Annotated in this window: 22 protein-coding genes; 12 read left to right on the top strand and 10 right to left on the bottom strand. The window is 36.9% G+C overall.

Annotated elements, in window-relative coordinates:
• Positions 1-2 precede the first annotated feature (2 nt).
• Both mazG and ACO1O5_RS02960 read left to right on the top strand, forming a co-directional pair.
• Positions 3-770, top strand: coding sequence for a nucleoside triphosphate pyrophosphohydrolase (mazG, locus tag ACO1O5_RS02955; RefSeq protein WP_486268322.1), 768 nt, complete (start codon positions 3-5; stop codon positions 768-770).
• The gene (locus ACO1O5_RS02960; protein ID WP_486268324.1) at positions 740-4,540 is read left to right on the top strand and encodes a sensor histidine kinase; all 3,801 of its coding nucleotides are present in this window, start codon (positions 740-742) and stop codon (positions 4,538-4,540) included. The genes mazG and ACO1O5_RS02960 overlap by 31 nt, the downstream gene beginning before the upstream one ends.
• Here ACO1O5_RS02960 and ACO1O5_RS02965 read toward each other — a convergent pair whose 3' ends face one another.
• From ACO1O5_RS02965 to rplU, 4 genes are all read right to left on the bottom strand, one after another.
• Positions 4,541-6,226, bottom strand: a complete 1,686-nt coding sequence (locus ACO1O5_RS02965) for a helix-hairpin-helix domain-containing protein (protein ID WP_486268326.1) — start codon at positions 6,224-6,226, stop codon at positions 4,541-4,543.
• 143 nt (positions 6,227-6,369) lie between these two features.
• Positions 6,370-6,501 (bottom strand): hypothetical protein, encoded by a 132-nt coding sequence (locus ACO1O5_RS02970; RefSeq protein WP_262713662.1) that lies wholly within the window; start codon positions 6,499-6,501, stop codon positions 6,370-6,372.
• A 79-nt stretch (positions 6,502-6,580) separates the two neighbouring features.
• Positions 6,581-6,847, bottom strand: a complete 267-nt coding sequence (gene rpmA / locus ACO1O5_RS02975; RefSeq protein WP_486268328.1) for a 50S ribosomal protein L27 — start codon at positions 6,845-6,847, stop codon at positions 6,581-6,583.
• A gap of 78 nt (positions 6,848-6,925) precedes the next feature.
• On the bottom strand, positions 6,926-7,231 hold the full coding sequence (gene rplU, locus ACO1O5_RS02980) for a 50S ribosomal protein L21 (protein ID WP_486268330.1): 306 nt from the start codon (positions 7,229-7,231) through the stop codon (positions 6,926-6,928).
• Positions 7,232-7,337: 106 nt separating this feature from the next.
• Here rplU and ACO1O5_RS02985 point away from each other — a divergent pair, with 106 nt between their 5' ends.
• Genes ACO1O5_RS02985 through murB form a run of 3 tightly spaced genes read left to right on the top strand, consistent with a single transcriptional unit; the run spans position 7,338 to position 11,742 of the window.
• Positions 7,338-8,168, top strand: coding sequence for a lysophospholipid acyltransferase family protein (locus ACO1O5_RS02985; protein ID WP_486268332.1), 831 nt, complete (start codon positions 7,338-7,340; stop codon positions 8,166-8,168).
• A gap of 36 nt (positions 8,169-8,204) precedes the next feature.
• On the top strand, positions 8,205-10,694 hold the full coding sequence (gene priA / locus ACO1O5_RS02990) for a replication restart helicase PriA (protein WP_486268334.1): 2,490 nt from the start codon (positions 8,205-8,207) through the stop codon (positions 10,692-10,694).
• 31 nt (positions 10,695-10,725) lie between these two features.
• On the top strand, positions 10,726-11,742 hold the full coding sequence (gene murB, locus ACO1O5_RS02995) for a UDP-N-acetylmuramate dehydrogenase (protein ID WP_486268337.1): 1,017 nt from the start codon (positions 10,726-10,728) through the stop codon (positions 11,740-11,742).
• Between the two features lie 71 nt (positions 11,743-11,813).
• Here murB and ACO1O5_RS03000 read toward each other — a convergent pair whose 3' ends face one another.
• From ACO1O5_RS03000 to ACO1O5_RS03010, 3 genes are all read right to left on the bottom strand, one after another.
• On the bottom strand, positions 11,814-13,340 hold the full coding sequence (locus ACO1O5_RS03000; RefSeq protein ID WP_486268339.1) for a magnesium chelatase ATPase subunit I: 1,527 nt from the start codon (positions 13,338-13,340) through the stop codon (positions 11,814-11,816).
• Between the two features lie 53 nt (positions 13,341-13,393).
• Positions 13,394-14,521: a vWA domain-containing protein gene (locus tag ACO1O5_RS03005; RefSeq protein WP_486268341.1), complete on the bottom strand. Its 1,128-nt coding sequence runs from the start codon at positions 14,519-14,521 to the stop codon at positions 13,394-13,396.
• A 241-nt stretch (positions 14,522-14,762) separates the two neighbouring features.
• Positions 14,763-17,891 carry a glycosyltransferase family 117 protein gene (locus tag ACO1O5_RS03010; RefSeq protein ID WP_486268343.1) on the bottom strand — a complete coding sequence of 1,043 codons (3,129 nt, stop codon included), beginning with the start codon at positions 17,889-17,891 and terminating at the stop codon, positions 14,763-14,765.
• A gap of 268 nt (positions 17,892-18,159) precedes the next feature.
• Here ACO1O5_RS03010 and ACO1O5_RS03015 point away from each other — a divergent pair, with 268 nt between their 5' ends.
• Positions 18,160-19,041, top strand: a complete 882-nt coding sequence (locus tag ACO1O5_RS03015) for a DMT family transporter (RefSeq protein WP_486268345.1) — start codon at positions 18,160-18,162, stop codon at positions 19,039-19,041.
• A 26-nt stretch (positions 19,042-19,067) separates the two neighbouring features.
• Here the strand turns inward: ACO1O5_RS03015 and ACO1O5_RS03020 are convergent, their stop codons facing one another.
• Both ACO1O5_RS03020 and trxA read right to left on the bottom strand, forming a co-directional pair.
• Positions 19,068-19,484: an OsmC family protein gene (locus ACO1O5_RS03020; RefSeq protein WP_486268347.1), complete on the bottom strand. Its 417-nt coding sequence runs from the start codon at positions 19,482-19,484 to the stop codon at positions 19,068-19,070.
• Between the two features lie 28 nt (positions 19,485-19,512).
• Positions 19,513-19,809: a thioredoxin gene (gene trxA, locus ACO1O5_RS03025; RefSeq protein ID WP_486268349.1), complete on the bottom strand. Its 297-nt coding sequence runs from the start codon at positions 19,807-19,809 to the stop codon at positions 19,513-19,515.
• A gap of 158 nt (positions 19,810-19,967) precedes the next feature.
• On the opposite strand from trxA, the gene rpmB reads away from it, so the two are divergent.
• The 6 genes from rpmB (at position 19,968) to yiaK (ending at position 24,097) form a co-directional block, all read left to right on the top strand.
• A complete protein-coding gene (gene rpmB / locus ACO1O5_RS03030; protein WP_486268352.1) occupies positions 19,968-20,204 on the top strand; it encodes a 50S ribosomal protein L28 in 237 nt (78 codons plus the stop codon).
• A 25-nt stretch (positions 20,205-20,229) separates the two neighbouring features.
• Positions 20,230-20,412 carry a 50S ribosomal protein L33 gene (gene rpmG / locus ACO1O5_RS03035; RefSeq protein ID WP_150413138.1) on the top strand — a complete coding sequence of 61 codons (183 nt, stop codon included), beginning with the start codon at positions 20,230-20,232 and terminating at the stop codon, positions 20,410-20,412.
• Between the two features lie 23 nt (positions 20,413-20,435).
• Complete coding sequence (locus tag ACO1O5_RS03040; RefSeq protein ID WP_486268355.1) at positions 20,436-20,606, top strand: DUF4295 family protein; 171 nt, start codon at positions 20,436-20,438, stop codon at positions 20,604-20,606.
• Between the two features lie 88 nt (positions 20,607-20,694).
• Complete coding sequence (ftsY, locus tag ACO1O5_RS03045; RefSeq protein ID WP_486268357.1) at positions 20,695-21,663, top strand: signal recognition particle-docking protein FtsY; 969 nt, start codon at positions 20,695-20,697, stop codon at positions 21,661-21,663.
• 82 nt (positions 21,664-21,745) lie between these two features.
• The gene (gene rimO / locus ACO1O5_RS03050) at positions 21,746-23,053 is read left to right on the top strand and encodes a 30S ribosomal protein S12 methylthiotransferase RimO (protein WP_486268359.1); all 1,308 of its coding nucleotides are present in this window, start codon (positions 21,746-21,748) and stop codon (positions 23,051-23,053) included.
• A gap of 24 nt (positions 23,054-23,077) precedes the next feature.
• Positions 23,078-24,097: a 3-dehydro-L-gulonate 2-dehydrogenase gene (gene yiaK / locus ACO1O5_RS03055; RefSeq protein WP_486268361.1), complete on the top strand. Its 1,020-nt coding sequence runs from the start codon at positions 23,078-23,080 to the stop codon at positions 24,095-24,097.
• A gap of 20 nt (positions 24,098-24,117) precedes the next feature.
• On the opposite strand, the gene ACO1O5_RS03060 is transcribed toward yiaK, so the two are convergent.
• Positions 24,118-25,182, bottom strand: a complete 1,065-nt coding sequence (locus tag ACO1O5_RS03060) for a DUF6807 domain-containing protein (RefSeq protein ID WP_486268363.1) — start codon at positions 25,180-25,182, stop codon at positions 24,118-24,120.
• Positions 25,183-25,264 lie beyond the last annotated feature (82 nt).

The following is a 25,264-nucleotide window of genomic DNA, read 5'->3' on the forward strand; positions in this document are numbered from 1 at the left end:
TGATGAATCCGCACACTGATATTACTCCATTAATAAAGATCATGGATGAGCTTCGTGAAAAATGTCCCTGGGATAAAAAGCAAACCATCCACACACTTCGGCAGCAAACAATTGAAGAGACTTTCGAATTGGCTGACGCGATAACTGATAAAGACTGGAGCGGCATTAAGGAGGAATTGGGCGATCTGTTATTACATATTATTTTTTATTCAAAAATTGCACAGGAACAAAAACAATTTTCCCTGCAGGAAGTTATTGATGCCATATGTGAAAAATTAATTAAACGTCATCCGCATATTTACGGAAACGTAATTGTAAGAGACGACGAAGACGTTAAGAAGAACTGGGAACAGATAAAATTGAGCGAAGGGAAAAAATCAGTTTTAAGTGGTGTACCCAAATCGTTGCCGGCGATGGTGAAAGCCATGCGCCTGCAGGAAAAAGCAAAGCAGGTGGGCTTTGAGTGGGAAACCAAAGAACAGGTTTGGGATAAGATAGAAGAAGAAAAAGCGGAATTGCTCGATGCGGTAAATTCTGGTAATGATGCGGATATTGAGGAAGAAGCCGGCGATCTTTTCTTTTCTGTAATAAATTATGTTAGATTTTTAAATGTTGATGCTGAAAATGCATTGGAAATTACTAATAAAAAATTTATCAAACGTTTTACAAAAATGGAGGAAACTGCTGCAGGAAAAGGACATAATTTAAGCAATATGACTTTGAAAGAAATGGATGCCCTGTGGGACGAAATAAAGAAAGAAAAACAGTGAATAACACAGTAAACAAAAACACCGCTACATTTTTTGGGAGAAATGGATATCTCCTGCTCGCATCGGCGTGGTTGTTTACGATTTCATTTATAATAGATAATTACTGGAGTGGAACTGCTACCATTGGAGCAGTTCAAAACAGTATTCAAAGAAATATCCAGGTCAACCAAAGAAAAAGTAAAAATTCTTTCAATAACACAGCCTTAATAAATAAGATAATCAATCGTTCTTACGACGAGAAAGAATTGGACAATTTTGTTGGGAAAGACTATTTCTTTTTTATTTACCGGATTGCGCCTTTTGCGGAGCCTCACCCAATATTTTGGAATACCCAAATTATTTTACCCGATTCGACTGTGCTCGATAAACCCGACGGAAATTATTTTCAGGAACTTATAAATGGCTGGTACGTCATCAGTAAAAAATCCTTTGAAAATTCTAATGGATTGCTTTATGAAATGATTTCGCTTATACCCGTTAAGTGGAATTATTATATCGAAAATAAGTATCTCCAAAACTCGTTTGTGGCGGTTGATAATGCAGAGAATAATTATGATATAAGTGTTTCGCCAACCCGCACCGCAGTTAAGGGTATTAACGGCGAAAAACTATTTTATTTGGAGCAGGTAAAGGTTAATATTTCCACGCAGGATAATATAGTTTCTATCTGGATAAGAATCCTGGCAGGTATATTGATTCTTTTTTTCATTCAAAAACTTGCCAGGTTTTATTTTGAGAAGAAAGGGTTTTTGCCTTCGTTCCTCGTGCTCATCGCATCTATCAGTTTCCTTAGAGTATTAAGTTATTTTTTACCTATTCCCTTAAACTTTAAGCAACTTGAGTTATTTAATCCTCAAATCTATGGTTCGGGTTTTATATTCCACTCCCTTGGCGACTTATTTATAAACTCTTTGCTATTTATTTGGGTTGTACTTTTCATCCGGTCGCATTATAAATTTGAACCAGCCGGAATAAATTTTAATTCCACATTTAAACGATATGCGGCCATTGGCTTCATTTCTCTTTTAATGATAATCATAACAATTGTTTGTGGCAATATCGTAAGGAGCCTGGTATCTGATTCTCTTATATCATTTGATGTAATCAATTTTTTTACTATCAATAATATTTACAGTGTAATTGGATTTATAGTACTTAGTTGCATTGCAACCGGTTACTTCTTTCTCATCCAGATACTTTTGCAACCGATAAAAAAAATAGTGCAGCCTAACTTGTTTGTTTTGTACGTGTCTATAGCGTTAATTGGTTTGATTTTTCTAACATTCAGTTTTCATTCACCCCACGTAACATTCAATCTTTATCTGCTGGGCTGGCTTTTATTATTTGTGTTCCTTCTGAACAAGGTATTTCTTGCCATAGATGCCTATAATTTAATATCGACCCGATTTATTTTCTGGCTTTTTTTCTTTTCTATTTCAATTACAGCAGCAATAGTCGTTCAGAACAGGAAGAAAGAATTGGATCAGCGAAAAACCTTTGCCGAAAATATTGCGATGAGGGCGGACCCTACCGGCGAGAAGATCATAAACGTTATGCTAAATGATTTCAATAATCAGGCATTACAAGGCATTTTCGAGAGGTTTAAAAGTCCCTACGATAACAGGTATTTAAAAGATAGCCTCATTAACGAGAATTTTTCGGGGTATATAAATAATTATGATACCCGCATCTATACTTTTGATGAAAATGAGGCACCACTTTTTAACCAGGATTCCACCAATTTTAATTCGTTAAATGCTATCATTCAAACACAGGGAAAGAAAACAGGAATACCAGATCTATACTATTACGACATATCATATGATCGTTTTAACTACATTACTAAAAAAGACTTTGTTGATTCTTCAGGACACACAAAAGGATATATTTTTATTGTTTCAACTCCCAAAAAATATAAAAGCGATGCTTTATACCCCGAGCTTTTTTCCAAGGGTAGTACGAATTCAATAGAGAGTTCATCAATATATGCTTTTGCAATTTATAATGACAATCAACTTAGCAACAGTAATAATGACTACCCTTTTCCAACCACAGTCGACCCTTCGTCTTTTACTTATAACGACTTTAGAATAGTAAACAGGAATGGATATGAAGAATTGTGGTACAGAGCTAATGAGGATAAGATAATTGTGATTGCCCGGCAGAATAATCTTTTTATAGAAGCGATCACTTTATTTGCATATCTATTTTGCTCCTTTTTGGTTATTACAATTCTATTTAATTTTCTAAATAAATTACTAGGTAGTAAGATAGGATCATTTAATTTCAAATCGTTCTGGCAATTTACTATTCGTAACCAGGTGCATGGCACTATTATCATCATAAGTATTTTTTCTTTTTTGGTAATTGGGGTTACGACAATACTTTTTTTTATAAGCCGCTATCATAGTAACAATCGCGAAAAACTTAGCCGCACCATTCACGTAATGGAAAATGAAATCCGAAATTCCATTGATACAATGTCAACGGGCAATACCCAGTTAATGGAGTTTGATTCTGTTTCTGATGAAAAGTTAGATGAAACTATCAACAGGGTGGCCAGTATTCACGATGCAGATATTAATCTTTACGATCTTAACGGAGACCTCAAAATTTCATCATTACCGTTGCCGTACAAAAAGGGGATAGTAAGTAAAAAAATGGACCCTGTTGCTTTTTTTCATTTGAATAAATTACAGGATGTTCAGTATTCGCAGGAACAATTAATAGGAAGTCTGGAATATCTCAGTAACTATGTACCCGTTAGAGACGAAACCGGTAAAGAATATGCTTATCTTAATATTCCGTATTTCGAATCGCAGAGTAATCTGCAGGATGAAATTTCAAATTTCCTGGTTACGATAATTAACCTCAATGCATTTATTTTTCTTATAGCTGGTATAATTGCAGTGTTCATCACCAATAGAATTACCCGGTCTTTTTCTCTTATAAGCAACAAGATGAAAGAAGTAAATCTTGAAAAGACAAATGAAGAAATAGTCTGGAACCGTAAAGATGAAATTGGTGAATTGGTTAATGAATATAATAAGATGGTAAGAAAATTAGATGTGAGTGCACAGCTTTTGGCGAAAAGTGAAAGAGAGGGAGCGTGGCGTGAAATGGCAAGACAGGTAGCCCATGAAATTAAAAATCCGCTGACACCTATGAAGCTTAATTTGCAGTACCTCCAAATGGCAATTGATAACAATTCGCCGGGTGTTAAAAAGATATCGTTATACGTGTCCAATATCCTGCTGGAACAAATAGAACACTTGTCGAAGATTGCCAGCGACTTTGCGCAGTTTGCAAATCTAGGTAATGCTAAAAATCAGTTATTTGATATAAACCGCACTCTTATTAATGTCGCTTCGCTTTATTCAGCAAATGAAAAACTTGAAATCGAGACTAACCTATATCATCATGAAATTATGGTTGAGGCCGATAAAACGCAGATCAACAGGCTGTTTACGAATCTTCTTCAAAATGCAGTGCAATCAGTTCCGGAATCAAGAAAAGCAATAATTGCAATTAAAAGCCAGCTCACAGAAAAAAATGTTTTAGTTTCAGTAAAAGATAACGGGAATGGCATACCCGCAGAAATGTACAGCAAAATTTTTATTCCAAACTTTACAACCAAAACATCTGGTACCGGTCTTGGGCTTGCCATGTGTAAGGGAATAATTGAAAAACTAAATGGAAAAATCTGGTTTGAAACCGATGGCAAAAGCTGGACGATATTTTATGTTGAGCTTCCCATTGCAGATTCCTGATTAAATACGCTCTTTTTTCTCCTTGTTTTTTTTAAGGAAGGTTTCAAATTCACTTAAGCCGAAGCTGCTCAAATTATCTTTGGCTGTAATCATTCCTTTTTGTGCGACTAACACACCATAACGGGTATTCGAAAACTGTTCAATAGCATGAGCGTCGGGGTTAATAGAGACCAATACATTTTTTGCCTTCGCATAGTCCAGCCATTTCCAACTAACGTCGAGCCTGCTGGGATTAGCATTTATTTCAATAGCCACATTATGTATGGCGCATGCGTCGATAATTTTTTTATGATCTACCGGATACCCTTTTCGACTTAACAATAATCGCCCCGTCATGTGCCCAAGAATGGTTGTGTAGGGATTTTCAATTGCATTCATCAATCGCAACATCGCTTTTTCTTCATTCATTTTTAAGTTGGAATGAACGGAAGCAATTACAAGATCAAAAGTTGAAAGGATTGCATTGCTGTAGTCGAGATTACCATCGTTTAAGATATCGCTTTCAATACTTTTAAATATTTTGAAAGGAGCCAATTTTGAATTAAGCTCCTCAATGAATTGATGCTGGGCTTTTATTTTTCCTTCGTTAAGTCCTTGCGCATAAAAGGCTGATTTACTGTGGTCACTAATTACAAGATATTCATACCCTTCTTGCACACAGGCGGCTGCCAGTTCATCGAGTGTATTAGAACCATCGCTCCAGTTGCTGTGGCAGTGTATGATGCCTTTTATATCTGCTGGCTGAATTAATTCCGGGATCTTTTTTTCCCTCGCGGCTTCCAGTATGTTTCCGGATTCCCTTAAGTAAGGGGGAATATATTGCAGTCCGGCTCTCTTAAATACTTCTTCCTCAGTTTGTAAATTTTGGAATTCCAACTTCGGGAACATCTCATAAAAGGATTTATTAAATTCTGTGGTATTGGTTATTTCGAAAACTCGTTGTATTAAATCAGCTTCATTTGCGATATGAAGTTTTACGTTAATTCCCTCATTGTATTTATATAAAACATATTCATCGGTATTTTCAAGAAAATAAAGTTCAGGAACGACTCCTGCTTTTTCTAAAATCATATCTTTTGAAAGCGGAACAACAAATTCGAGTTCGTCAACAGTTTCATTTTGTCTTGCAAACGATCCCGCAATTTTTACTTTCCCGCAATCGAAAATTTTGCAAAATAATTGTTGCATATCCAGCGCGGCCGATTCTACCTGTGCATATAAGTAATGACCTTTTTGTTTCAGAAAAAATTCAATAGATTCAATTACGTTATCCTGGGTTTTTTTTCCAAAGCCTTTTAAAAGAGATAAACGGTTTTCATTGCAGGCATATAAAAGTTCGCCCATATTTTCTACATTCATCTCTTTCCATATCGTAGAAATTTTTTTTGGACCAATACCTTTAATCTTCATCATTTCAAGAATTCCTTCCGGCGTTTTTGAAAGTAATTCATCAAGTATTTTTATTTTTCCGGTGGCTGCTAATTCAAGAATTTTCCTTCCAATTGCCTCCCCGATGCCATTTACTAAAAAAATATTTTCGGCGGAAAGCGTGTGTAGCTCCACCGTTAGTTGCTCTATTTTATATGCCGCAATGGAATAAGTTTTCGATTTAAAACTATTCTCTCCATGAATTTCCATCAATTTCGAAAGCAATGAAAAATGCTTTGCTATTTCATAATTGTCCATTCATTAAATTTAAATAAAATCAGGCTTATATTTTTTAGCTCAAATTGCAATTGCCCTGAAACTCTTTGCCACCTTAAGTTTCATAAAACAAAAAGTCCCGGACTTCCGGGACTTTAGTGATATTAATTTTAGAAGTTAAATGATTACTTCTTTTTAGGAGCAGCTTTTTTAGCAGCCTTTTTAGGAGCAGCTTTTTTAGCAGCTTTTTTAGGAGCAGCTTTTTTAGCAGCTTTTTTAGGAGCAGCTTTTTTAGCAGCTTTCTTTGCTGTTGCCATGTTTTTAGAATTTAATTGTTAGTAAATAAAAACTAAAAATAAAAACATTTTTTTAACTGCCAAAAATTATTTATAAAATTTATGGTGTAGCCTCAACTGCATTTACTGAAACGAAGGTCTTATCGCCTTTCGTTTTTCTGAATTCAACAACGCCATCTGTTGTTGCAAAGATGGTAAAATCTTTTCCAAGACCAACATTTTTACCTGGATGATAAACGGTACCACGTTGACGTAAAATAATATTTCCTGAGGTAGCTGCCTGGCCACCGAAAATTTTTACACCTAATCTTTTGCTTTGCGAATCGCGGCCATTCTTAACCGAGCCTTCACCTTTTTTATGTGCCATGATTTTAAAATTAAAAATTATTATTTTTTAAAATGATACCATGAAAATTGATATCATCTATTGTTAGCATAATTTTTATTATGCTATGTCAGTAACTTTTATTTGCGTGTATTGGGTACGGTGACCATGCTTTTTTCTAAATCCTTTTCTTCTTTTCATTTTAAAGGCAATAACTTTTTCGCCTTTAATAAGATCATTTACTATTTCCGCTTTTACCGTAACTTTCGCATCTCCACCAACCGAAATTTTTCCTGCATCATCGTGTAATAGAACATCAGAAAACTCAACTTTGTCTCCTGATTTACCGGTTAAATGAGGTACGTATAAGTTTTGGCCTGGTTGAACTTTAAATTGTTGTCCGGCTATTTTTACTACTGCAAACATAAATTCCAAATTTTTGGAGTGCAAATGTAAGGGAATTATCGATAAAATTTCCTATTAAAATCCCGAGGAAGGTGGTTTTTTGAGATTTTAGGTTAAATTTCGTCTTTTGAGTAATAAATTTTGGGCTTTTAGTGGTGTATATTTCCATTCATTTTACCTGGTTAAACCTTTTAATGTGAGTAAGTTAAATAAGATATTCCGTTTTCTTTTTAGTATTTACGGGTTTTTGGTTTTCGTGGCTTTAATGTTTTTCTTACTTCCTTTTTTTTTATATAGTTTTTTGTTTGATGAAATAAAGGGAGGCAATATATTATACAAGGTCTGTCGCTTCTGGGGAGATGCTTTTTTTTTCACAACAGGTATAAGACATATGAATATTTATGAAGAAAAACATGATAGGAATAAACAATACATTTTTGTGAGCAATCATATTTCCTACCTTGATATTCCTATGATGATGAAAGCGATCAGGCGACAACATGTTCGCATTTTAGGAAAATCAGAAATGACAAAAATTCCCATCTTCGGATCTATTTACAAAAAAGGTGCAGTTTTGGTTGATAGGGAGAACGCCGGAAAGAGATTGCAGAGCATAAAAAATCTGATCTATTTTTTGAACAAAAAGATTTCAGTTTTTATCTGCCCCGAAGGAACTTTTAATATGACAAATCAACCGTTAAAAAACTTTTATGATGGCGCTTTTAAAATAGCAATACAAACCCAGACACCTATAAAGCCCATATTATTTTTAGATACTTATGATCGTCTTAACTACAAGAGTATTTTTTCATTGAATCCCGGACGATGCAGGGCGGTATACCTTTCTGAAACGTCTACAGAGGGCCTGACTGCAAATGATGTGGCATCGCTTAAAGATAAAATCTTCCTTCAAATGGAAGAAGGTTTAAAACGCTATGATGCGAGTTGGATCAAATAGAATTTGCTTTACGGGTTTGAATTTATATTTGTGTAAATGATAAATGAAAATTTGCAGGAGCAGAATTTATTTGACGGCGGCATGAAAGCGAAACAATGGATCGAAGTGATTCTTCCTCTTGCCATTCCAAAAACCTACACATATTCCGTTCCATCAAATCTGCAAGAAAAAATCAAAATTGGTTGTCGCACCGAAGTAGTGTTTGGAAAGAATAAAAAATATGCTGGCATAATAAAGTCTGTAAGTGACGTGAAGCCATCCTTCGAAACTAAAGACATTTTAAATATTATTGATGATGAACCGATTGTTTACCAGCAGCAACTTGATCTTTGGAAATGGATAAGTGATTACTATATGTGCAGCGAAGGTGAAGTAATGGCTGCCGCGTTGCCAACGCATCTAAAATTAAGCAGCGAAACCATCTTAATTTATAATGATGAATACGGCGATGATTTTTCCGAGCTGGATAACGAAGAATATCTTGTAGCTGAGGCTTTGCTCATAAAAAGGGAGTTGAGACTATCGGAAGTTCAAATGGTGGCAGATATTATTCATGTATATCCATTAATCAAAAGGCTGATAGAAAAAAAAGTATGTTACGCATGGGAAGCATTCAACAATACATACAAAGAAAAAAAGGAGAATTATATTATTCTAAATCCTGAATACGACAATGATGAAAAGCTAAATGAATTATTGAATAACTCGAGAGCTCCTAAGCAAATGGAATTACTGCTAAGTTTTCTTCATTTCATGAAAACACAAGGAGAAGTTTCTCAAACAGAACTCTTGAAAAAGTCAGGTGCATCTGTTGCGCAATTGAAAGGACTTACCGATAAAAATGTTTTGTTTATTGAAAGGAGAAGTGTCGACAGGCTGAAAAGCCTTCCAAAAAAAAGTGATATAAAATTTGAATTAAGTGAGTCACAAAAAAAGGCCCTAAATGAAATAGATGCTGCGTTTACTAAAAAAGATGTTTGCCTTGTACATGGAATTACCAGCAGCGGTAAAACACAACTCTACATTAAGCAAATAGAAAAATTTATTGAGGAAGGAAAGCAAGTGCTGTATCTTCTTCCCGAGATTACACTAACGGCACAGATTATACGAAGGCTGCAAATTAATTTTGGAGGAAATATCGCCATCTATCATTCCAAATTTAATAACAATGAAAGAGTTGAGCTTTGGAATAAAATAAAAACAGGCGAGTTAAAGATAATCCTGGGAGCAAGAAGCGCTCTTTTTCTGCCTTTTAAAAACCTGGGGCTTATTGTTATTGACGAAGAACATGATCCTTCCTTTAAACAACAGGAACCAGCGCCAAAATATAATGCACGTGATACGGCAGTTTTCTACGCCTCAATTTTTAAAGCCAAAGTCTTAATGGGAAGCGCAACTCCTTCCGTTGAAAGCTATTATAACGCTGTGAAAAATAAATATGCATTGGTACGTCTCAACGAACGGTATGGTGGTATAAAATTGCCTGAAATAAAAATTATAGATACAAGAACGGTTGCCGCTTCCAAAAAAGGCAAAGTAATGATTTCTCCACAGCTAAAGGCAGCGATGGAGACTGCTTTAGGCAACGACCGGCAAGTAATTCTCTTTCAAAACAGGAGAGGCTATGCTCCTTTTTTAATTTGTGGCACCTGCGGATTTATTCCGAGATGTGAGAATTGTGATGTAACGCTCACGCTTCATAAATTTTCAAATAAATTGCATTGCCACTATTGCGGTAATACGTATCCAAAACTTATCGCTTGCCCGGCATGCGGTTCCGTTAACTGGATTGAAAAAAATTTTGGTACAGAAAAGATCGAAGAAGAAATAACCGATGATTTTCCAAATAACAGGATAGCACGTATGGACGTAGATGCCGTGAAAGGAAAAAATGCACATGATACGCTGATAAAATTATTTGAGCAACATCGCCTGGATATTCTTGTTGGGACACAAATGGTTGTTAAAGGGTTGGATTTTGAAAAGGTGAGCCTTGTTGGCATTTTAGATGCGGATGGCTTGTTGAGCTTTGCAGACTTCAGGGTGAACGAACGGGCATTTCAATTAATGGAACAAGTAAGTGGGAGGGCCGGACGAAAAACAGAGCAAGGACTTGTTCTTATCCAGGCCTCTAAAATTAATCACCCGGTATTATTATTCTTGCAGGAGCATGATTATGAAAAATTTTATGAAAATGAAATTGCAATGAGAAAGCAATTTTTTTATCCGCCATATAGCAGGCTCATCAGGTTAACTTTAAAACATAAAATTAAAGAGACGGTGCAGGATGCTGCCGAAGTTCTCGGTAATTTATTGAAACGCGATTTCGAAAATTTAGTAGGACCCGCTGCTCCTGTTATTAACCGTGTTCGCAGCATGTACCTGATGGAAATTTTAATTAAGCTTTCGAAAGATGCTACGCATATTCAAGTTCAAAAAAAAGTTATTAATAACTGTATCGATCTTTTAAAAGCTGAAAAAAGATTTAGAAGCATTGTGTTAGTCCCCGATGTTGACCCGGTATAAGTGGCTTTTTTAATTTTGATCAATTTTGCTCATGGAAATTTTAAAAAATATCCCGCTTAAAAAATACAATACATTTGGTATTGATGCCCAGGCAAAATATTTCGCGGCATTTAATGCTGTGGATGATTTACAAAACCTGCTTCAATTAGATGAATATAAAAATGACCCTAAATTTTTTTTAGGTGGTGGCAGCAATATTCTTTTTACAAAAAATTTTGATGGCCTCGTCTTAAAAAATGAGATAGATGGAATCAAAATAATTCATGAAGAAGAAAAGTATGTTTATGTAAAGGTGGGTGCCGGTGTAAACTGGCACCAGTTTGTATTGTATTGCATTCATAAGAATTTTGCCGGTGTTGAAAATCTTTCCTTAATTCCGGGCAACGTTGGCGCCTCACCGATGCAGAATATTGGTGCATATGGTGTAGAGATAAAAGATGTTTTTTTCTCGTTAGAGGCCTATCATGTTTTTGAAAACAGGATAGTAACTTTTACTTTGAATGATTGCGAATTTGGATATAGAGAAAGCGTTTTTAAAAAGAAGTATAAAGATCAATTTGTTATTTTGGATGTTACTTTCAGGTTAAATAAAATGCCGCATTATAACATTTCCTATGGCGCCATTGAAGACGAACTGAAGAAAATGCATGTAGAAAAATTAAGTATAAAAGCTATATCTGATGCAGTTATTAATATTCGCACCTCCAAATTGCCCGATCCAAAACTTATAGGAAATGCAGGGAGTTTTTTTAAGAATCCTGAAATTAATAGTCAACGATTAGAAAGCCTTTTATTAGTTGAGCCTGCAATGCCATCTTATAAAATAGCCGATAACAGATTTAAAATTCCGGCGGGCTGGCTTATAGAAAAATGTGGGTGGAAGGGGTACAGAAATGGAGACGTCGGTTGTTATGATAAACAGGCTTTGGTGTTGGTAAATTATGGCAATGCAAAGGGTTCTGAAATTTTAAACCTTAGTGAAGAAATAGCAAAAACGGTTTATAATGAATTTGGAATAACGTTAGAAAGAGAAGTGAATATAATTTGATTTGCCTGATTGATATAAGTGCTACAATTATTTCTTCTATAAAAAAACCGGATGTTACTCCGGCTTTCTTATTATTTAAAATCATCTTCGTCCAGTTCTTCATCCCTGAAAGATTGCGGGCTCATGTTAAGCATACTTCCCATCAGATCTTTAAATTCTATTTTCCCTTCAACCACTTTTTTACTTATTAATGAATAAGAAGAAAGGCCATGCAAAACAAATTCCATCAGCAATGCATTTTCCTTGGCATTTGCTGCAGGAAAATGTTTTTTTACCATTCCATACAAGCCATCTACTTTATAGAGCAATTGAATTTTTTCTTCATCTTTTACACCAAAGAAAAGATTTAAATGATTGCCGGAATCAAACCACCGGGTAATAGCTTTGTATGGATTTTCATCCACCCCACTTTCCTTGGTTCTTCGTTTCTTAAATGTTTCAGGGTTGGGGAAGAAGGCAGCAAATTGTGTGCGGATAGCTTTCTCCATTAAGTTGTAGGCAACCTGGTATGGGCCTTCCTGTTCGCCTTCGTATACCAGTTCTATTTTTCCCGTTATGGAAGGAATAATACCAACAAGATCACTAATCCAAACCTGTGTTTCCTTTTCTTTGTTCATGATGGCTCTGCGTTCTGCTGAACTGACTGCATTTTCATACGCGGCAATTGTAAGTCTTGCAGACACACCACTTTTTTTATCAACGTACTCACTGCCTCGTGCTTCAAACGAGACCTGTTCTATTAATCTTTTTACCAAATCACTTACCTGGATTCTTTTTAACTGATCTTCATGAATTCCCGCTTCTTGTTCGGTAATCGAAAGGGAACTCTCCATGGTGATTGGGTAATGTGTAAGTATCTGGCTTTCTATCCTGTCTTTTAAAGGTGTTACAATAGCGCCACGGTTCGTGTAGTCTTCGGGGTTAGCTGTAAACACAAACATAATATCCAGTGGCAATCGTAATTTAAAACCTCTTATTTGTAAATCGCCTTCTTCCAAAATATTAAACAGAGAAACCTGGATGCGTGCCTGCAAATCCGGCAATTCATTTATTACAAAAATGCTACGGTTACTCCGTGGTATAATACCATAGTGAATTACTCTTTCGTCTGCATAGCTTAATTTTAAATTGGCGGCTTTTATGGGATCAATATCGCCAATTAAATCAGCAACGCTAACGTCGGGCGTAGCTAATTTTTCTCCATAGCGTCTACTCCTGTGGAGCCATTCGATTGGTGTATCATCGCCTTTTACTTCTACTAAATCTTTGGCATATTTACTCAATGGTTTAAAAGGATCATCATTTACCTCGCTACCCTGAACAATTGGAATGTACTCGTCTAGCAAGTCTGTCATTTGCCTTGCCATGCGGGTTTTAGCTTGTCCGCGTAACCCTAAAAACAAAATGTTATGCCTTGATAGCAATGCCCGTTCGGTGTCTGGAATTACCGAATCTTCATATCCAATAATTCCGGGGAACGTTATTTCTTTTTTACTTATTTTTTTGATCAGATTTTCACGCAGTTCTTCTTTAATAGACCTTGGTTTGTAGCTGCTGTCTTTTAATTCGCCTAAGGTTTTAATTTTATGTACGTCCATTAACTGTTTTTAAATTTTTAATTTGAATTTAAGGTGGAAAGCTCCCAGGGAACTTAATATACCGTCTTTCTTTTTCCGCTTTCAAAATCTTTGAAAATAAATGCACCTAACCTGTCGAGAGATGCAAAAAAAGCCTTGCCGTTGTTGGTTTCGGTAAACTCAGTAACAAATCTTTGCAGGTAAGGATCGCTTGCTATCATGAAGGTAGTAATCGGAATTTTCAATTTTTTACATTGTGCTGCAAGATTCATGCATCTATTTAATATTCTCCTGTCAACGCCAAAACTATTTTTATAATATCGTTTTCCAATTTTTAAACAAGTGGGTTTACCATCGGTTATCATAAATATTTGCTTGTTCGGATTTTTTCTTTTCCGTAATAAATCCATTGCCAGTTGAAGACCGGCAACTGTATTAGTGTGATATGGACCAACCTGCAGGTAAGGCAAATCTTTGATTTCAACCGTCCAGGCATCATTGCCAAAAACAACAATGTCCAGTGTGTCTTTAGGATACTTAGTTGTAATTAGTTCGCTTAATGCCATAGCAACTTTCTTTGCAGGTGTTATCCTGTCTTCGCCATACAATATCATGCTGTGCGAAATATCGATCATGAGCACCGTAGAAGTTTGTGCCTTAAAATCAGTTTCGCGAATTTCAAGGTCGTCCTCATGCATCGTGAAGCTATCAATACCGTGATTGATTTGAGCATTGCGAATAGACTCTGTAAAATCAATTTGTTCCAATGTATCACCAAACTGGAACGGCCGTGTTTCAGGATTAATTTCATCGCCGCCGCCTGGCTTGAATGTATTGTGATTTCCCTGTTTGGTTTTTTTAAGTTTCCCGAAAATTTCTTCCAGGCTTTTTTTGCGAATTCCCTGTTCGGTCTTTGGAGTAATCTTTATTTCTCCATTTTGCCGGTTCTCATCAATATATCCTTTATCCTTGAGGTCTTCAATAAAATCTCCCATTCCATATTCGTCGTTGGTAAGTTTGTATTCTTTATCGAGTTCGGTTAACCAACTTAAGGCTTCTGCCACATCGCCGCTTGTATAAGTAAGCAGTTGCATGAAAATGTCCAGCAGCTTTTCGAATGAAGATTTATTATTTTCATTAGGATCAAACTTGGAAAAATTGTGTCCCCTCATGGTTATAGTTTTTAATAGATAAAGTAACATTTCAAATTAATTGAAAATGATTACTTGAAAAATAAGGTACTTAATAATTTACCTCCGGCTAATTATATATAAACGTTATTTCGAAAAATGAAGATGTGGTGCCGTAGTATTTACACATTAATTCTATAGCAAATTACTAAACAATTGATTTTGTTGTTTGGTTCGACTGTTAAATTAAAAAAATCCCGGCTTACCTTATTTGTATGAAGGTAATGCCGGGATTTTAATTTATTGAAAAAAATTATTGCGTTTTATCGTTAACCGGCTTTTCTTTTTTTGGCACCGGAACATTATTTATTATAGGGGTTTTATTCTCTGGATTAATGGCCGGGTTACTCTTAAAGTATTGCTCCATTCCCTGCAATTGCTGCAATAATTGCTGTACAATTTGGTTTTCGTAGGCAAGGGCTTGTTGTTTATTATCGTCGAGGCTATTAAAGTAGGCAATTTGTTGCTCAAGGTCTTTCCGCAGTGATTGCGATATTTTTTGAGCAAGCACAGTGTCACCTGCTTTATACGCCGCTAGTAAAAACTGCCCTGAAATCTGGTCCTGTTGCTCTCTGCGTGATACTAGGCCGTAAGGGAAATTTTGTTGCAACATCATCTTGTTGCATTTTTCAAGCATTCTTTTTGCGTCGTCTTTCTTGTCATGGTCAGCAAGGTTTATAGCAACTTGTGCAAACTGCATTCTAATGGTGTTTAAATGCCTGCGGTTTTCTTCATCGTAATACACACCAGGTACATTGGCATTTCCAAACTTAAATTTGTTCATCATTACATCATAGGCCCAATCACGATTTACCTCACTGTTCTTCACGGGTACAAGGCGGTATGTTAAACCATCAGTTCTTAAATAAGATGCAAAACCAAGTTCATCGTAAGGCGATGTAAAATAGATGGGCCTCTTCCATTTATTGGCAGCTATTATATTTAATATAGCACTTTCATTTTTGCCTAATGCATCTTTTGGAATATCAAAATCGACTTCACTTACCACGCTATCGCCTGGATTAACAGTACCATTTTGCCTCACAAGACTCGTATCTACCGGAATTTTTACTTTTTTAGTTGGGTATATATTTAGATAATCGTCGTCGTTGGGAACCATTCGGCTAGGGTCGTTACTGCCTGCGTAGTCCTTCATCATAGTATATAAATCCATCGGCTTGCTTTGATCAACCTTTGCGCCGGGAGCACTTGGATAATAGTAAATAGCATCCCTCTTACTTCCTATAATCTGATCAGGTGTCCAAATTACATCAATCGGATCGCTCTTGTTTACTTTATATCGTAACTGATTCAGGTACCAGTCAGTTCCCATAAGGCTGGAATTTATTACCCTTATATCTCTTCGAATTCCCTGCACTTCCTGGGCATACCAAAGCGGATAAGTATCGTTATCACCAAAAGTTATGAGAACTGCATTAGGTGCACAGCTTTCCAAATAATCAATAGCAATATCCCTTGCCAGAGTCTTATGGCTACGATCATGGTCGTTCCATTCCTGGCTGCCCATCAATACCGGGACTGCCAACAAACACAGACCAGCAGAAGCATAATTGGCAATTTTATTATCGGTGAATTTTTCAAATAATTCTTTTACATATAACACGCCTATGCCTATCCAAATTGCAAAGGCATAGAAGGAACCAACGTAAGCATAATCCCTTTCACGTGGCTGATTCCCCGCCTGGTTAAGGTAGAAAACGATGGCGATACCCGTGAAGAAGAAGAGCAGAATTACAATAAGTGTATCCCGTTTATCTTTTTTATATTGATAAATGAGGCCAAGGATTCCTAAGATAAGCGGTAGGCAAAATAGTGTATTATGCGCTTTATTATGTTTTATACTATCTGGCATTTTACTTTGGTCACCCAGCCTTAGGTTATCCCAGGGGGAAATTCCTGTTAGCCAATTCCCATCTCTAACATTTCCCATATCTATTCCCTGGATGTCATTTTGTTTTCCCGCAAAATTCCACATGAAATATCGCCAATACATCCAGTTAAACTGGTAAGCAAAAAAGAAGGCGATATTATCACCCATTGTGGGTTTATTGGACCACGCACCTGTTTTTTGGTCTTTTGTTATACCGGCAAAACTCGCATAGTAATCGGCATGGCCCTGGTCATTGCTATTATCCCACATCCTTGGGAAAAAATGCAAGTCCTCGTCATGGTAAGTAACCGATTGTTTTATTCCTAGTTTTTCGTACTTATCTTTTCCCTTTACGTAATAACTGGTGTTATTATAATCGGGCCTGTATTGTTCTCCTTCAACATTACCTGCAGTAAAATCCTGTCCTTTAACAATTGGCCAATCGCCATACTGCTCACGACTCAAATAACCAACAAGGCTCACCGGGTTGTCAACGTTAAACATATCCACTGCAGGGTCGGCAAGTGAACGAATCATAGTCGTGAAATAGGTAGAGAAACCCAGTATTACAAATGCAAAACTCCACATAGCGAGCTTTAAAAAGTTCCAGTTCTTCTTCTTTGCCAGGCGTATCATAAAGAATATGATAACCGCCAGCATCACAAAGAAGAAAGTAAAGCCTGAAAAGAATGGTAGTCCAAAGTCATTCTTAAAAATAACATCAAAATCACCCGCAAATTTTATGGTCCATTGAATCATGGGAACCTGCACGATACCTGTAATTAAGCAGGCAATAACAAAAGCCCAAAAAGTTTTCCAATTGGTTGCTTTGTATCTTTTGAAGTAATACACCATTACAATGGCAGGTATCGTTAGAATTGGCAACAAATGAACACCTACAGCAAGTCCAATCATGTAAAAAATTAAAATCAGCCACTTATCAGCCGGAGTAAATTGGCCCTTTACACCATTTGCTTGCTCAATGGTTACTTCCTGTTCCCACTTGAGCACCAACCAAAAAACTATTGCTGTGAAGAATGAGGAACTTGCATAAACTTCGGATTCCACTGCGCTATACCAATATGAGTCGCTGAAAGTATAAGCCAAAGCCCCCACGGCGCCTGCGGCCATTATAGAAAAAATCTGACCATTAGTAAGAGGGTTAGGATTATTCTTTTCAAGTATTTTCCTGGCAAAATGGGTGATGCTCCAAAATAAAAATAAAATGGTAAAGCCGCTCATTAATGCACTCATGCTGTTTAAGCCCAGTATAGCTTTATTCGGATCAGAAAAAGGGATCATGAATAACCTTCCCAACAAGATAAATAGCGGTGCCCCTGGCGGATGTGGAATTTGAAGTTTGTATGCACTGGAGGCGAATTCACCACAATCCCAAAAACTTCCGGTGGCCTCCATTGTCATTAAGTAAACAGTGCATGCGATAATGCATATTGCCCATCCTGTAATGTTGTTGATTTTTTTAAAGCTCATAGCGGGGTTTTATATAAACAGGGGCAAATATAAAACTATGGATGGTACAATTACAATAGCAGATTTTATTTTATGCAAAGGAATGTTAATATTAAGGCAATGTTTGATGTGTGATGTAAACAAAATGTTTGATGTGTGATGTAAACAAAATGTTTGATGTACGATGTAAGGCAAATAACGTTTCCAACACCGCACATCAAACATCGTAAATCGTACATACTTTTGGCATCGTACATCAAACATCATCCATCGTACATATTTTTGGTGCATGAAAAAAGCTTTTCTTCAGCTGCATATCGCGGTGATATTTGCCGGGTTCACTGCAATTCTTGGAAAGCTTATTAATTTAAATGAAGGTATCCTGGTTTGGTATCGGATGTTATTTAGTGCAGTAACACTTGGCATAATATTAATCTACAGAAAACAATTTGTACGGCTTTCCCTGGCAAACACTTTAAAACTTTTTGCTGTAGGGGCGGTTGTTGCACTGCATTGGGTTAGCTTTTATGGAAGTATAAAGTATGCTAATGTGTCGGTATCAGTAACGTGTCTCTCGGCCATCGGTTTCTTTACATCGTTTATTGAGCCGATTATAATGAAAAGGAGAATTGATTTCATTGAAGTATTGTTGGGGATGCTCGCAATTGTAGGCATTTATCTCATATTCAATTTTTATCCTGAATATAAAACCGGGATTATTTTTGGCATTATTTCGGCATTACTTGCCTGCCTCTTTCCAATCTTTAATAAGACGTTGTTGAAAGAATTTGCTCCCAAAATAGTTACGTTGTATGAAATGGCAGGTGGTTTTATCGCACTTTGTTTCATCGTCCCCTTTTACCTGCACTTCTTCCCTGCGGAATATTTTATTCCAACTGCTGCAGATCTATTTTGGCTTTTAATATTGGCGTGGATATGTACGGTATTCGCTTTCATTTTGAGTTTGAATGCTTTGAAATACATCTCGGCATTTACGGTTAACCTCACTTATAATTTTGAACCGATCTATTCGATTTTGCTTGCTTTCGTCATTTTTAAAGAAAACAAATTTCTTGGTCCTGGATTTTACTTTGGCTTTGGACTTATAGTGCTGGCAATTTCGCTGCAAATGGCGAGAGTGTGGAAAGAAAGAAAACTGACAACCAAATAAGAATTGCGGTGCGACCGAAAATACAATCAAAGAAAATTAACTTTGTGAGAAAGCTTAGCAAAAGCCCTGAACATCTCACTTACACCACAATATTTATCTTGTGAAAGAGCAACTGCCTTTTCAACTTTTACTTCATTTTTTTTATCAACTTTTATAGCATAAGTGACTTCAACTTCATCATAAATTTTTGGATCAACCTCGGTAAGGTGGGCATGAACGTTTATGGAGAAATCAGAAAAACTCACTCTCATTTTATTTAAAATATCTACGACATCCACACCTGTACATCCTGCCAGAGAGACAAGCATTAAAATCTTTGGACTTGTGCCCAGGTTATTTCCACCGCTTGCTTCTCCAAGATCTATTATTATATCATGCCCTTTCGCATTTGCCTTAAAACTCATCCCACCCTGGTACACAGAGGTTATTGTATTTGTAGCCATTATATTTTTTGATTGGTGAGGGAACAATTTACAATTTAGGCAAAACGGCGCTGGATATTTGTTGTGCACTCATTGCGCCGGATTGGCGCCACAGTACCTTTCCTTTTTTAAACAGGATCAATGTGGGCACACCTTGAATGTTGAATTGACTGGCTGTCGGTTGGTTTTTATCGATATCAACCTTTAAAACCCTCACGTTATCTTTATTATTTTGGGCAAAACGCTGTAATTCAGGCGCCATCATTTTACACGGGCCACACCAGGTTGCATGAAAATCCACCAACACCGGTTTATCATCATTGATTATTTTGCTAAATGTTTCCATAATCTGTTTTTCCTATATATCACATAAAGTATGCCCAGGCAGTTTCAGCTTAAAAATGGAACATTATGGCAGTTTCGGGACGTTCTGAAAAAACTCCTTTTTTTATTTTTCAGGTAACTATTTCTTCATTACCTTTGCCGTCCGAAAAAAAGATCATTATGGCCAGAGTATGTCAGGTAACAGGAAAAAGACCCATCACCGGGAACACTGTTTCGCATTCAAATATAAAAACACGCAGGAGATTTCTTCCTAATCTTCAAAAGAAAAGGTATTTTCTTGCTGAAGAAGATAAATGGATCACATTGAAGTTATCCTCTGAAGCCATCCGTACCATAAATAAGAATGGTCTTTATAACGTGATAAAAGAAATGAGGGCTGGTGGTGCCAAAATCTGATCAAAAAATATTTTAAACATTTGTTATGGCAAGAAAAGGAAACAGGGTGCAGGTAATTTTGGAATGCACAGAGCATAAAACTTCTGGTTTACCCGGAACCAGCCGTTATATTACCAAGAAAAATAAAAAGAACACCCCGGAAAGATTGGAGTTGAAAAAATTCAACCCGATATTGAAGAAGGTAACGGTTCATAAAGAAATAAAGTAATAACATCCATAAATTAATATACAATGGCAAAAGCAGCTAAAACCGCTATTAAAACAAAAGATCAGAAGGCAGCCGCAGAAGCAAAAAACTGGACCAAAGTGGTGCGTACGGTTCGCAGCCCGAAATCAGGTTCTTACACGTTTAAAGAATCTATTGTTCATAAAGACAAGATAAAAGAACATTTAGCAAGCTGATTTTGCTTCCTTAAAACTTATATAAGAGCTATCCGGCAGTTGTTGCGGATAGCTTTATTTATTTTTGCCCTTTACTAATTTTTATAAAATGGGAATATTTGATAAAATATTTGGAAAGAAGGAACAGAAGGAAAGTCTCGACCAGGGCCTGGAAAAAACAAAAGCCGGATTTTTCGATAAGCTTACCAAGGTTATCGCCGGTAAAAGCACGGTTGACGAGGAAGTACTGGACGATCTCGAAAATGCTTTGGTAAGTGCAGATGTTGGCGTTGATACCACAATTAAAATTATTGATGGAATTGAGAAAAGAGTTGCTAAAGATAAATACATCAATACTTCAGAACTAAATAGAATTTTAAAAGAAGAAATTCAGGATGTGCTGGTAGAATCTCCTGTTGACACTTCGTACAAAAGTTATGAATTACCATCTACACACAAACCGCACGTAATATTGATTGTGGGTGTAAATGGCGCGGGAAAAACAACAACTATTGGAAAGCTTGCTCATAATTTTGCGTTGAACGGTAAGAAAGTTTTATTAGGCGCTGCCGATACTTTTAGAGCGGCGGCGGTGGAACAATTGGATATCTGGAGCCAGCGGGCAAAAGTTGCCATTGTTAAACACTCCATGGGTGCGGATCCCAGCGCTGTGGCATTTGATGCAGTTCAAAGTGCGGTAGCAAAAGACGTGGATGTTGTGTTGATTGATACTGCTGGCAGGCTTCATAATAAAATTCATTTGATGGATGAATTAAGTAAGATTAAACGTTCCGTAAATAAAGCATTACCCGGCTCACCACACGAAGTATTGTTGGTTCTTGATGGCAGTACCGGGCAAAATGCACTGGAACAAGCAAGGCAGTTTACGGCGGCTACAGATGTAACGGCAATTGCAATTACCAAACTTGATGGTACAGCGAAAGGTGGTGTTGTATTGGCCATCGCCGATCAGTTTAAAATTCCGGTGAAGTTTATAGGTGTGGGTGAAAAGGCAACGGATCTGTTGGTATTTGATAAAAAAGAATTTGTAGATAGTTTGTTTGAAGGGGTTAAATAGTTACTCAGTTTATTGGGTTCATTAGTGAATTGATATAAAAAAAATTCGTGTAAATCAGTGTAATTCGTGGCAAAGAATTTTCATGAGAACAAAGCTTAAAAAAGATAAAGTAAATATCATCACCTTAGGATGCAGCAAAAACATGGTCGACAGTGAAGTGCTGAGTGGCCAGCTTTCAGCTGCAGATGTGAATGTATTGCATGAAAGTAAAAAGCTCGATCATAATATAGTGGTAGTAAACACCTGCGGATTTATTGATAAAGCAAAAGAAGAAAGTATCAACACGATTCTTGAACAGGTAGAATTAAAGAGGCGTGGAAAGCTGGATAAGGTTTATGTTACCGGTTGCCTCAGCGAAAGATATAAACAAAACCTGGAAGATGAAATTCCTGAAGTAGATGCTTTTTTCGGAACAATGGAATTGCCTTTTTTGCTCAAAAAATTTGATGTCGATTACAAAGCTGAACTCGTTGGAGAAAGATTATTAAGTACGCCTAACCATTACGCCTACCTGAAAATAAGCGAGGGCTGTAACCGTACCTGTGCTTTTTGCGCAATTCCGTTAATGCGGGGAAAACATGTAAGCCGGCCCATCGAATCTTTGGTAGACGAAGCAAAAAAATTAGTGCAGCGTGGCGTAAAAGAAATTATGCTGATTGCACAGGAACTTACCTATTATGGCCTTGATATTTACAAGCAGCGGGAGTTGCCAAAATTATTACATGCATTGGCTGATATTCCCGGTTTGGAATGGATAAGACTGCACTACGCGTATCCTTCAAAATTTCCGATGGAAATAATTGACGCAATGAAAGAGCGGGAGAATATTTGCAATTATCTTGATATGCCTTTGCAGCATGCGAGCAATAAAATGCTCAAAGCCATGAAGCGGCAAATCACCAGGGAAGAAATGGAAGATATAGTTGGGGAGATCAAATATAAAATACCGGGCATTTGTTTAAGAACTACGCTCATAGCTGGTTTCCCGGGAGAAACCCAGAATGATGTTGAAGAATTGAAAACTTTTTTGCAAAAAATTGAGTTCGACCGCGTCGGAATATTTACTTATTCGCATGAAGAAAATACTTCTGCTTACGATTTGACTGACGATGTTGATGAAGAAACAAAAGAATTACGGGCACAGGAAATTATGGAGGTGCAACAGGAAATCTCTTATAAGAAAAATGAAGAAAAAATTGGTAGGACTTTCAAAGTGATCATTGATAAAAAAGAAGCCGGAAGATATCTTGGTCGAACTGAATTTGATAGTGTTGAAGTTGACAACGAAGTAATCGTCCATTCATCAAAAAAATTATCGCCTGGCGATTTTGTAAATGTAAAAATTACCAGTGCTTTTGATTACGACCTTGAAGGCGATGTAGTGGATTAGATATCACTCTCTTTAAATATAAAAATGCAGGAAACCCCAGCCATAATTATGATACCTGCAGATGAAATGCAGGAGATCTTTACAGGCATTTTATTGAAATATGGTTTTACCCAATTGAGGGCTTTAGAATGCGCATCTATTTTTACCGACAGTAGTTTAGATGGAATCTATACGCATGGCGTTAATCGTTTTCCCAGATTTATTCGATATATAATAGATGGTTATGTAATTGGCGATGCAACGCCGACGCTCGAAAATAAGTTTGGCGGCCTGGAGCAGTGGAATGGTAATCTTGGTCCTGGTATCAGCAATGCCATTTATGCAACGGATATTGCCATGAAACTGGCAACGCAATTCGGTATCGGTTCCGTTGCTTTGAGAAATACTAACCACTGGATGCGTGGCGGTACTTATGGCTGGCAGGCTGCGAAGGCCGGGTTTGTATATATTGGTTGGACAAACACCACTGCTAACATGCCTGCGTGGGGCGCAAAAGACGCAAAACTTGGGAACAATCCATTGGTAATGGCTTTGCCTTATAAAGACGAAGCTATTGTGCTGGATATGGCCATGTCACAATATTCTTATGGATCATTGGAGCTTTCGGCAATGAAGGGTGATACCCTATCAGTATATGGCGGATTTGATACAGAAGGTAATTTAACAAAAGATCCTTCGGCAATTCTTGCATCAAATGCTCCTATACCTGTTGGATATTGGAAAGGCGCCGGACTATCATTGCTATTAGATTTGCTGGCAACAATTTTATCCGGGGGTTTGTCGACTCATGAATTAAGTAAGAAGGAAGTTGAATATGGTTTATCGCAAGTGTTTATTGCCATTGATATTGCAAAACTTGAAAATCATTCGCTGATTGCAAAAGCAGTTGATGAAATTTTGACAGACTACCACCAGTCGTTACCGTTAGATGAAACAAAAAAAATAGTTTATCCAGGCGAACGGGTTTTAGAAACAAGAAAGAATAACCTTGACAAGGGAATCCCGGTTCTTAAAAAAGTTTGGGATGAAATCAATCTATTATAACGGAAGGCATATACGAAAATTTATTTCTCCCTGGCAAAATCATCAGCCAGCTTATTGAGATCGTCTACATTTAGAGTTTTATCGTTATCATCTATCACAATCCTGTACCGGAATGCAACCAATTGTCCTTTTTGCAACTGCAGATTTTTTGAAGATTTCCCATTCGTAAATATTTTTTCACCAAGTGGGTTGGCAGCAAATAAGCCATAGCCGCGTGCGTGCCAAAAGGTAGGATAGTTAGGGTTTCCGGGATGATCAATGATGGCGATGCTTACGGAATCATTACCCATTTTACCATACACTTTACACCATTTTCCACGTGTGCTCCACGCATCATCGCCTGTCTTTCCTTCGCTTGTTAAGTAATTGCCGTTGGCAATAGTGTCGGTTCCTCCTTTTACAACGGTCACGTTGCCTTTATTGTCTTTAAATTCTTCGTCTTTTTTAGAAGGAATTTGTAGAGCATGTGCAATCCTCATTCCATACATGCCGTCTTTGGCATCAATAAAATTTACGAGGGTATCTGCTTTTAATACAGTAGTCCGGTCAATGATCCGCAGGTGTTCTGTTCCGCTAAATTCCAATTTTGTTGTTTCTTCCAGTAAAACTTTTTTCTGTTGATCGGTCCAGTTAGCATGGTAAGAAATAATGCCTTTTGTACCACCAGCCGTTTTAAGAATTTTATCGGTCCTTATCCATCCATATAAATACTTTTTATCTTTTGGAATCGCATAAGAATTATTCCAGAAGTCGAGGCCATTTACATTTTCATATGTAAACCAGATACCCAAATGATGTGGGTGATCCGTAGGATCTCCTGGTTGTGTATTCATTGGGAATCCCCTCGTAACAACAGTTCCATTCGCCGCACGTACGGGGTATAAAATCGGTTTTTCCAAAGTATCTGGATATAAAAAGCTGGTAAAGATTTTATTTCCTATAAATACATCAATCTTATCCTGGGCCTTAGACTGGACAATTTTTACCGGTTGATTGGCCTGAGCAAAAGAGTTTGAAACGTGGCATACACTGAATGACATTAGCCCGATAACAAAGGAAAGATTTTTACAATAATTCTTTTTCATACTTACAATTGAGGAATCGATTTTTAGCGTTAAATGCTGATGATGTGCTAACTTATGTTTTAAATTGAATATATGCTAAAAG

The organism is Ginsengibacter sp. (assembly GCF_057362405.1).

Excerpts from the sequence above, each read along its gene's own strand:
- rplU (WP_486268330.1), bottom strand. The coding sequence starts at position 7,231 with ATGTTTGCAGTAGTAAAAATAGCCGGACAACAATTTAAAGTTCAACCA.
- ACO1O5_RS03000 (WP_486268339.1), bottom strand. The coding sequence starts at position 13,340 with ATGGACGTACATAAAATTAAAACCTTAGGCGAATTAAAAGACAGCAGC.
- ACO1O5_RS02965 (WP_486268326.1), bottom strand. The coding sequence starts at position 6,226 with ATGGACAATTATGAAATAGCAAAGCATTTTTCATTGCTTTCGAAATTG.
- ftsY (WP_486268357.1), top strand. The coding sequence starts at position 20,695 with ATGGGAATATTTGATAAAATATTTGGAAAGAAGGAACAGAAGGAAAGT.
- trxA (WP_486268349.1), bottom strand. The coding sequence starts at position 19,809 with ATGGAAACATTTAGCAAAATAATCAATGATGATAAACCGGTGTTGGTG.
- ACO1O5_RS03005 (WP_486268341.1), bottom strand. The coding sequence starts at position 14,521 with ATGTTACTTTATCTATTAAAAACTATAACCATGAGGGGACACAATTTT.
- rpmA (WP_486268328.1), bottom strand. The coding sequence starts at position 6,847 with ATGGCACATAAAAAAGGTGAAGGCTCGGTTAAGAATGGCCGCGATTCG.
- rimO (WP_486268359.1), top strand. The coding sequence starts at position 21,746 with ATGAGAACAAAGCTTAAAAAAGATAAAGTAAATATCATCACCTTAGGA.
- ACO1O5_RS03040 (WP_486268355.1), top strand. The coding sequence starts at position 20,436 with ATGGCAAAAGCAGCTAAAACCGCTATTAAAACAAAAGATCAGAAGGCA.
- rpmB (WP_486268352.1), top strand. The coding sequence starts at position 19,968 with ATGGCCAGAGTATGTCAGGTAACAGGAAAAAGACCCATCACCGGGAAC.
- ACO1O5_RS03060 (WP_486268363.1), bottom strand. The coding sequence starts at position 25,182 with ATGAAAAAGAATTATTGTAAAAATCTTTCCTTTGTTATCGGGCTAATG.
- yiaK (WP_486268361.1), top strand. The coding sequence starts at position 23,078 with ATGCAGGAAACCCCAGCCATAATTATGATACCTGCAGATGAAATGCAG.
- ACO1O5_RS03020 (WP_486268347.1), bottom strand. The coding sequence starts at position 19,484 with ATGGCTACAAATACAATAACCTCTGTGTACCAGGGTGGGATGAGTTTT.
- rpmG (WP_150413138.1), top strand. The coding sequence starts at position 20,230 with ATGGCAAGAAAAGGAAACAGGGTGCAGGTAATTTTGGAATGCACAGAG.
- ACO1O5_RS03010 (WP_486268343.1), bottom strand. The coding sequence starts at position 17,891 with ATGAGCTTTAAAAAAATCAACAACATTACAGGATGGGCAATATGCATT.
- priA (WP_486268334.1), top strand. The coding sequence starts at position 8,205 with ATGATAAATGAAAATTTGCAGGAGCAGAATTTATTTGACGGCGGCATG.
- murB (WP_486268337.1), top strand. The coding sequence starts at position 10,726 with ATGGAAATTTTAAAAAATATCCCGCTTAAAAAATACAATACATTTGGT.
- ACO1O5_RS02970 (WP_262713662.1), bottom strand. The coding sequence starts at position 6,501 with ATGGCAACAGCAAAGAAAGCTGCTAAAAAAGCTGCTCCTAAAAAAGCT.
- mazG (WP_486268322.1), top strand. The coding sequence starts at position 3 with ATGAATCCGCACACTGATATTACTCCATTAATAAAGATCATGGATGAG.
- ACO1O5_RS03015 (WP_486268345.1), top strand. The coding sequence starts at position 18,160 with ATGAAAAAAGCTTTTCTTCAGCTGCATATCGCGGTGATATTTGCCGGG.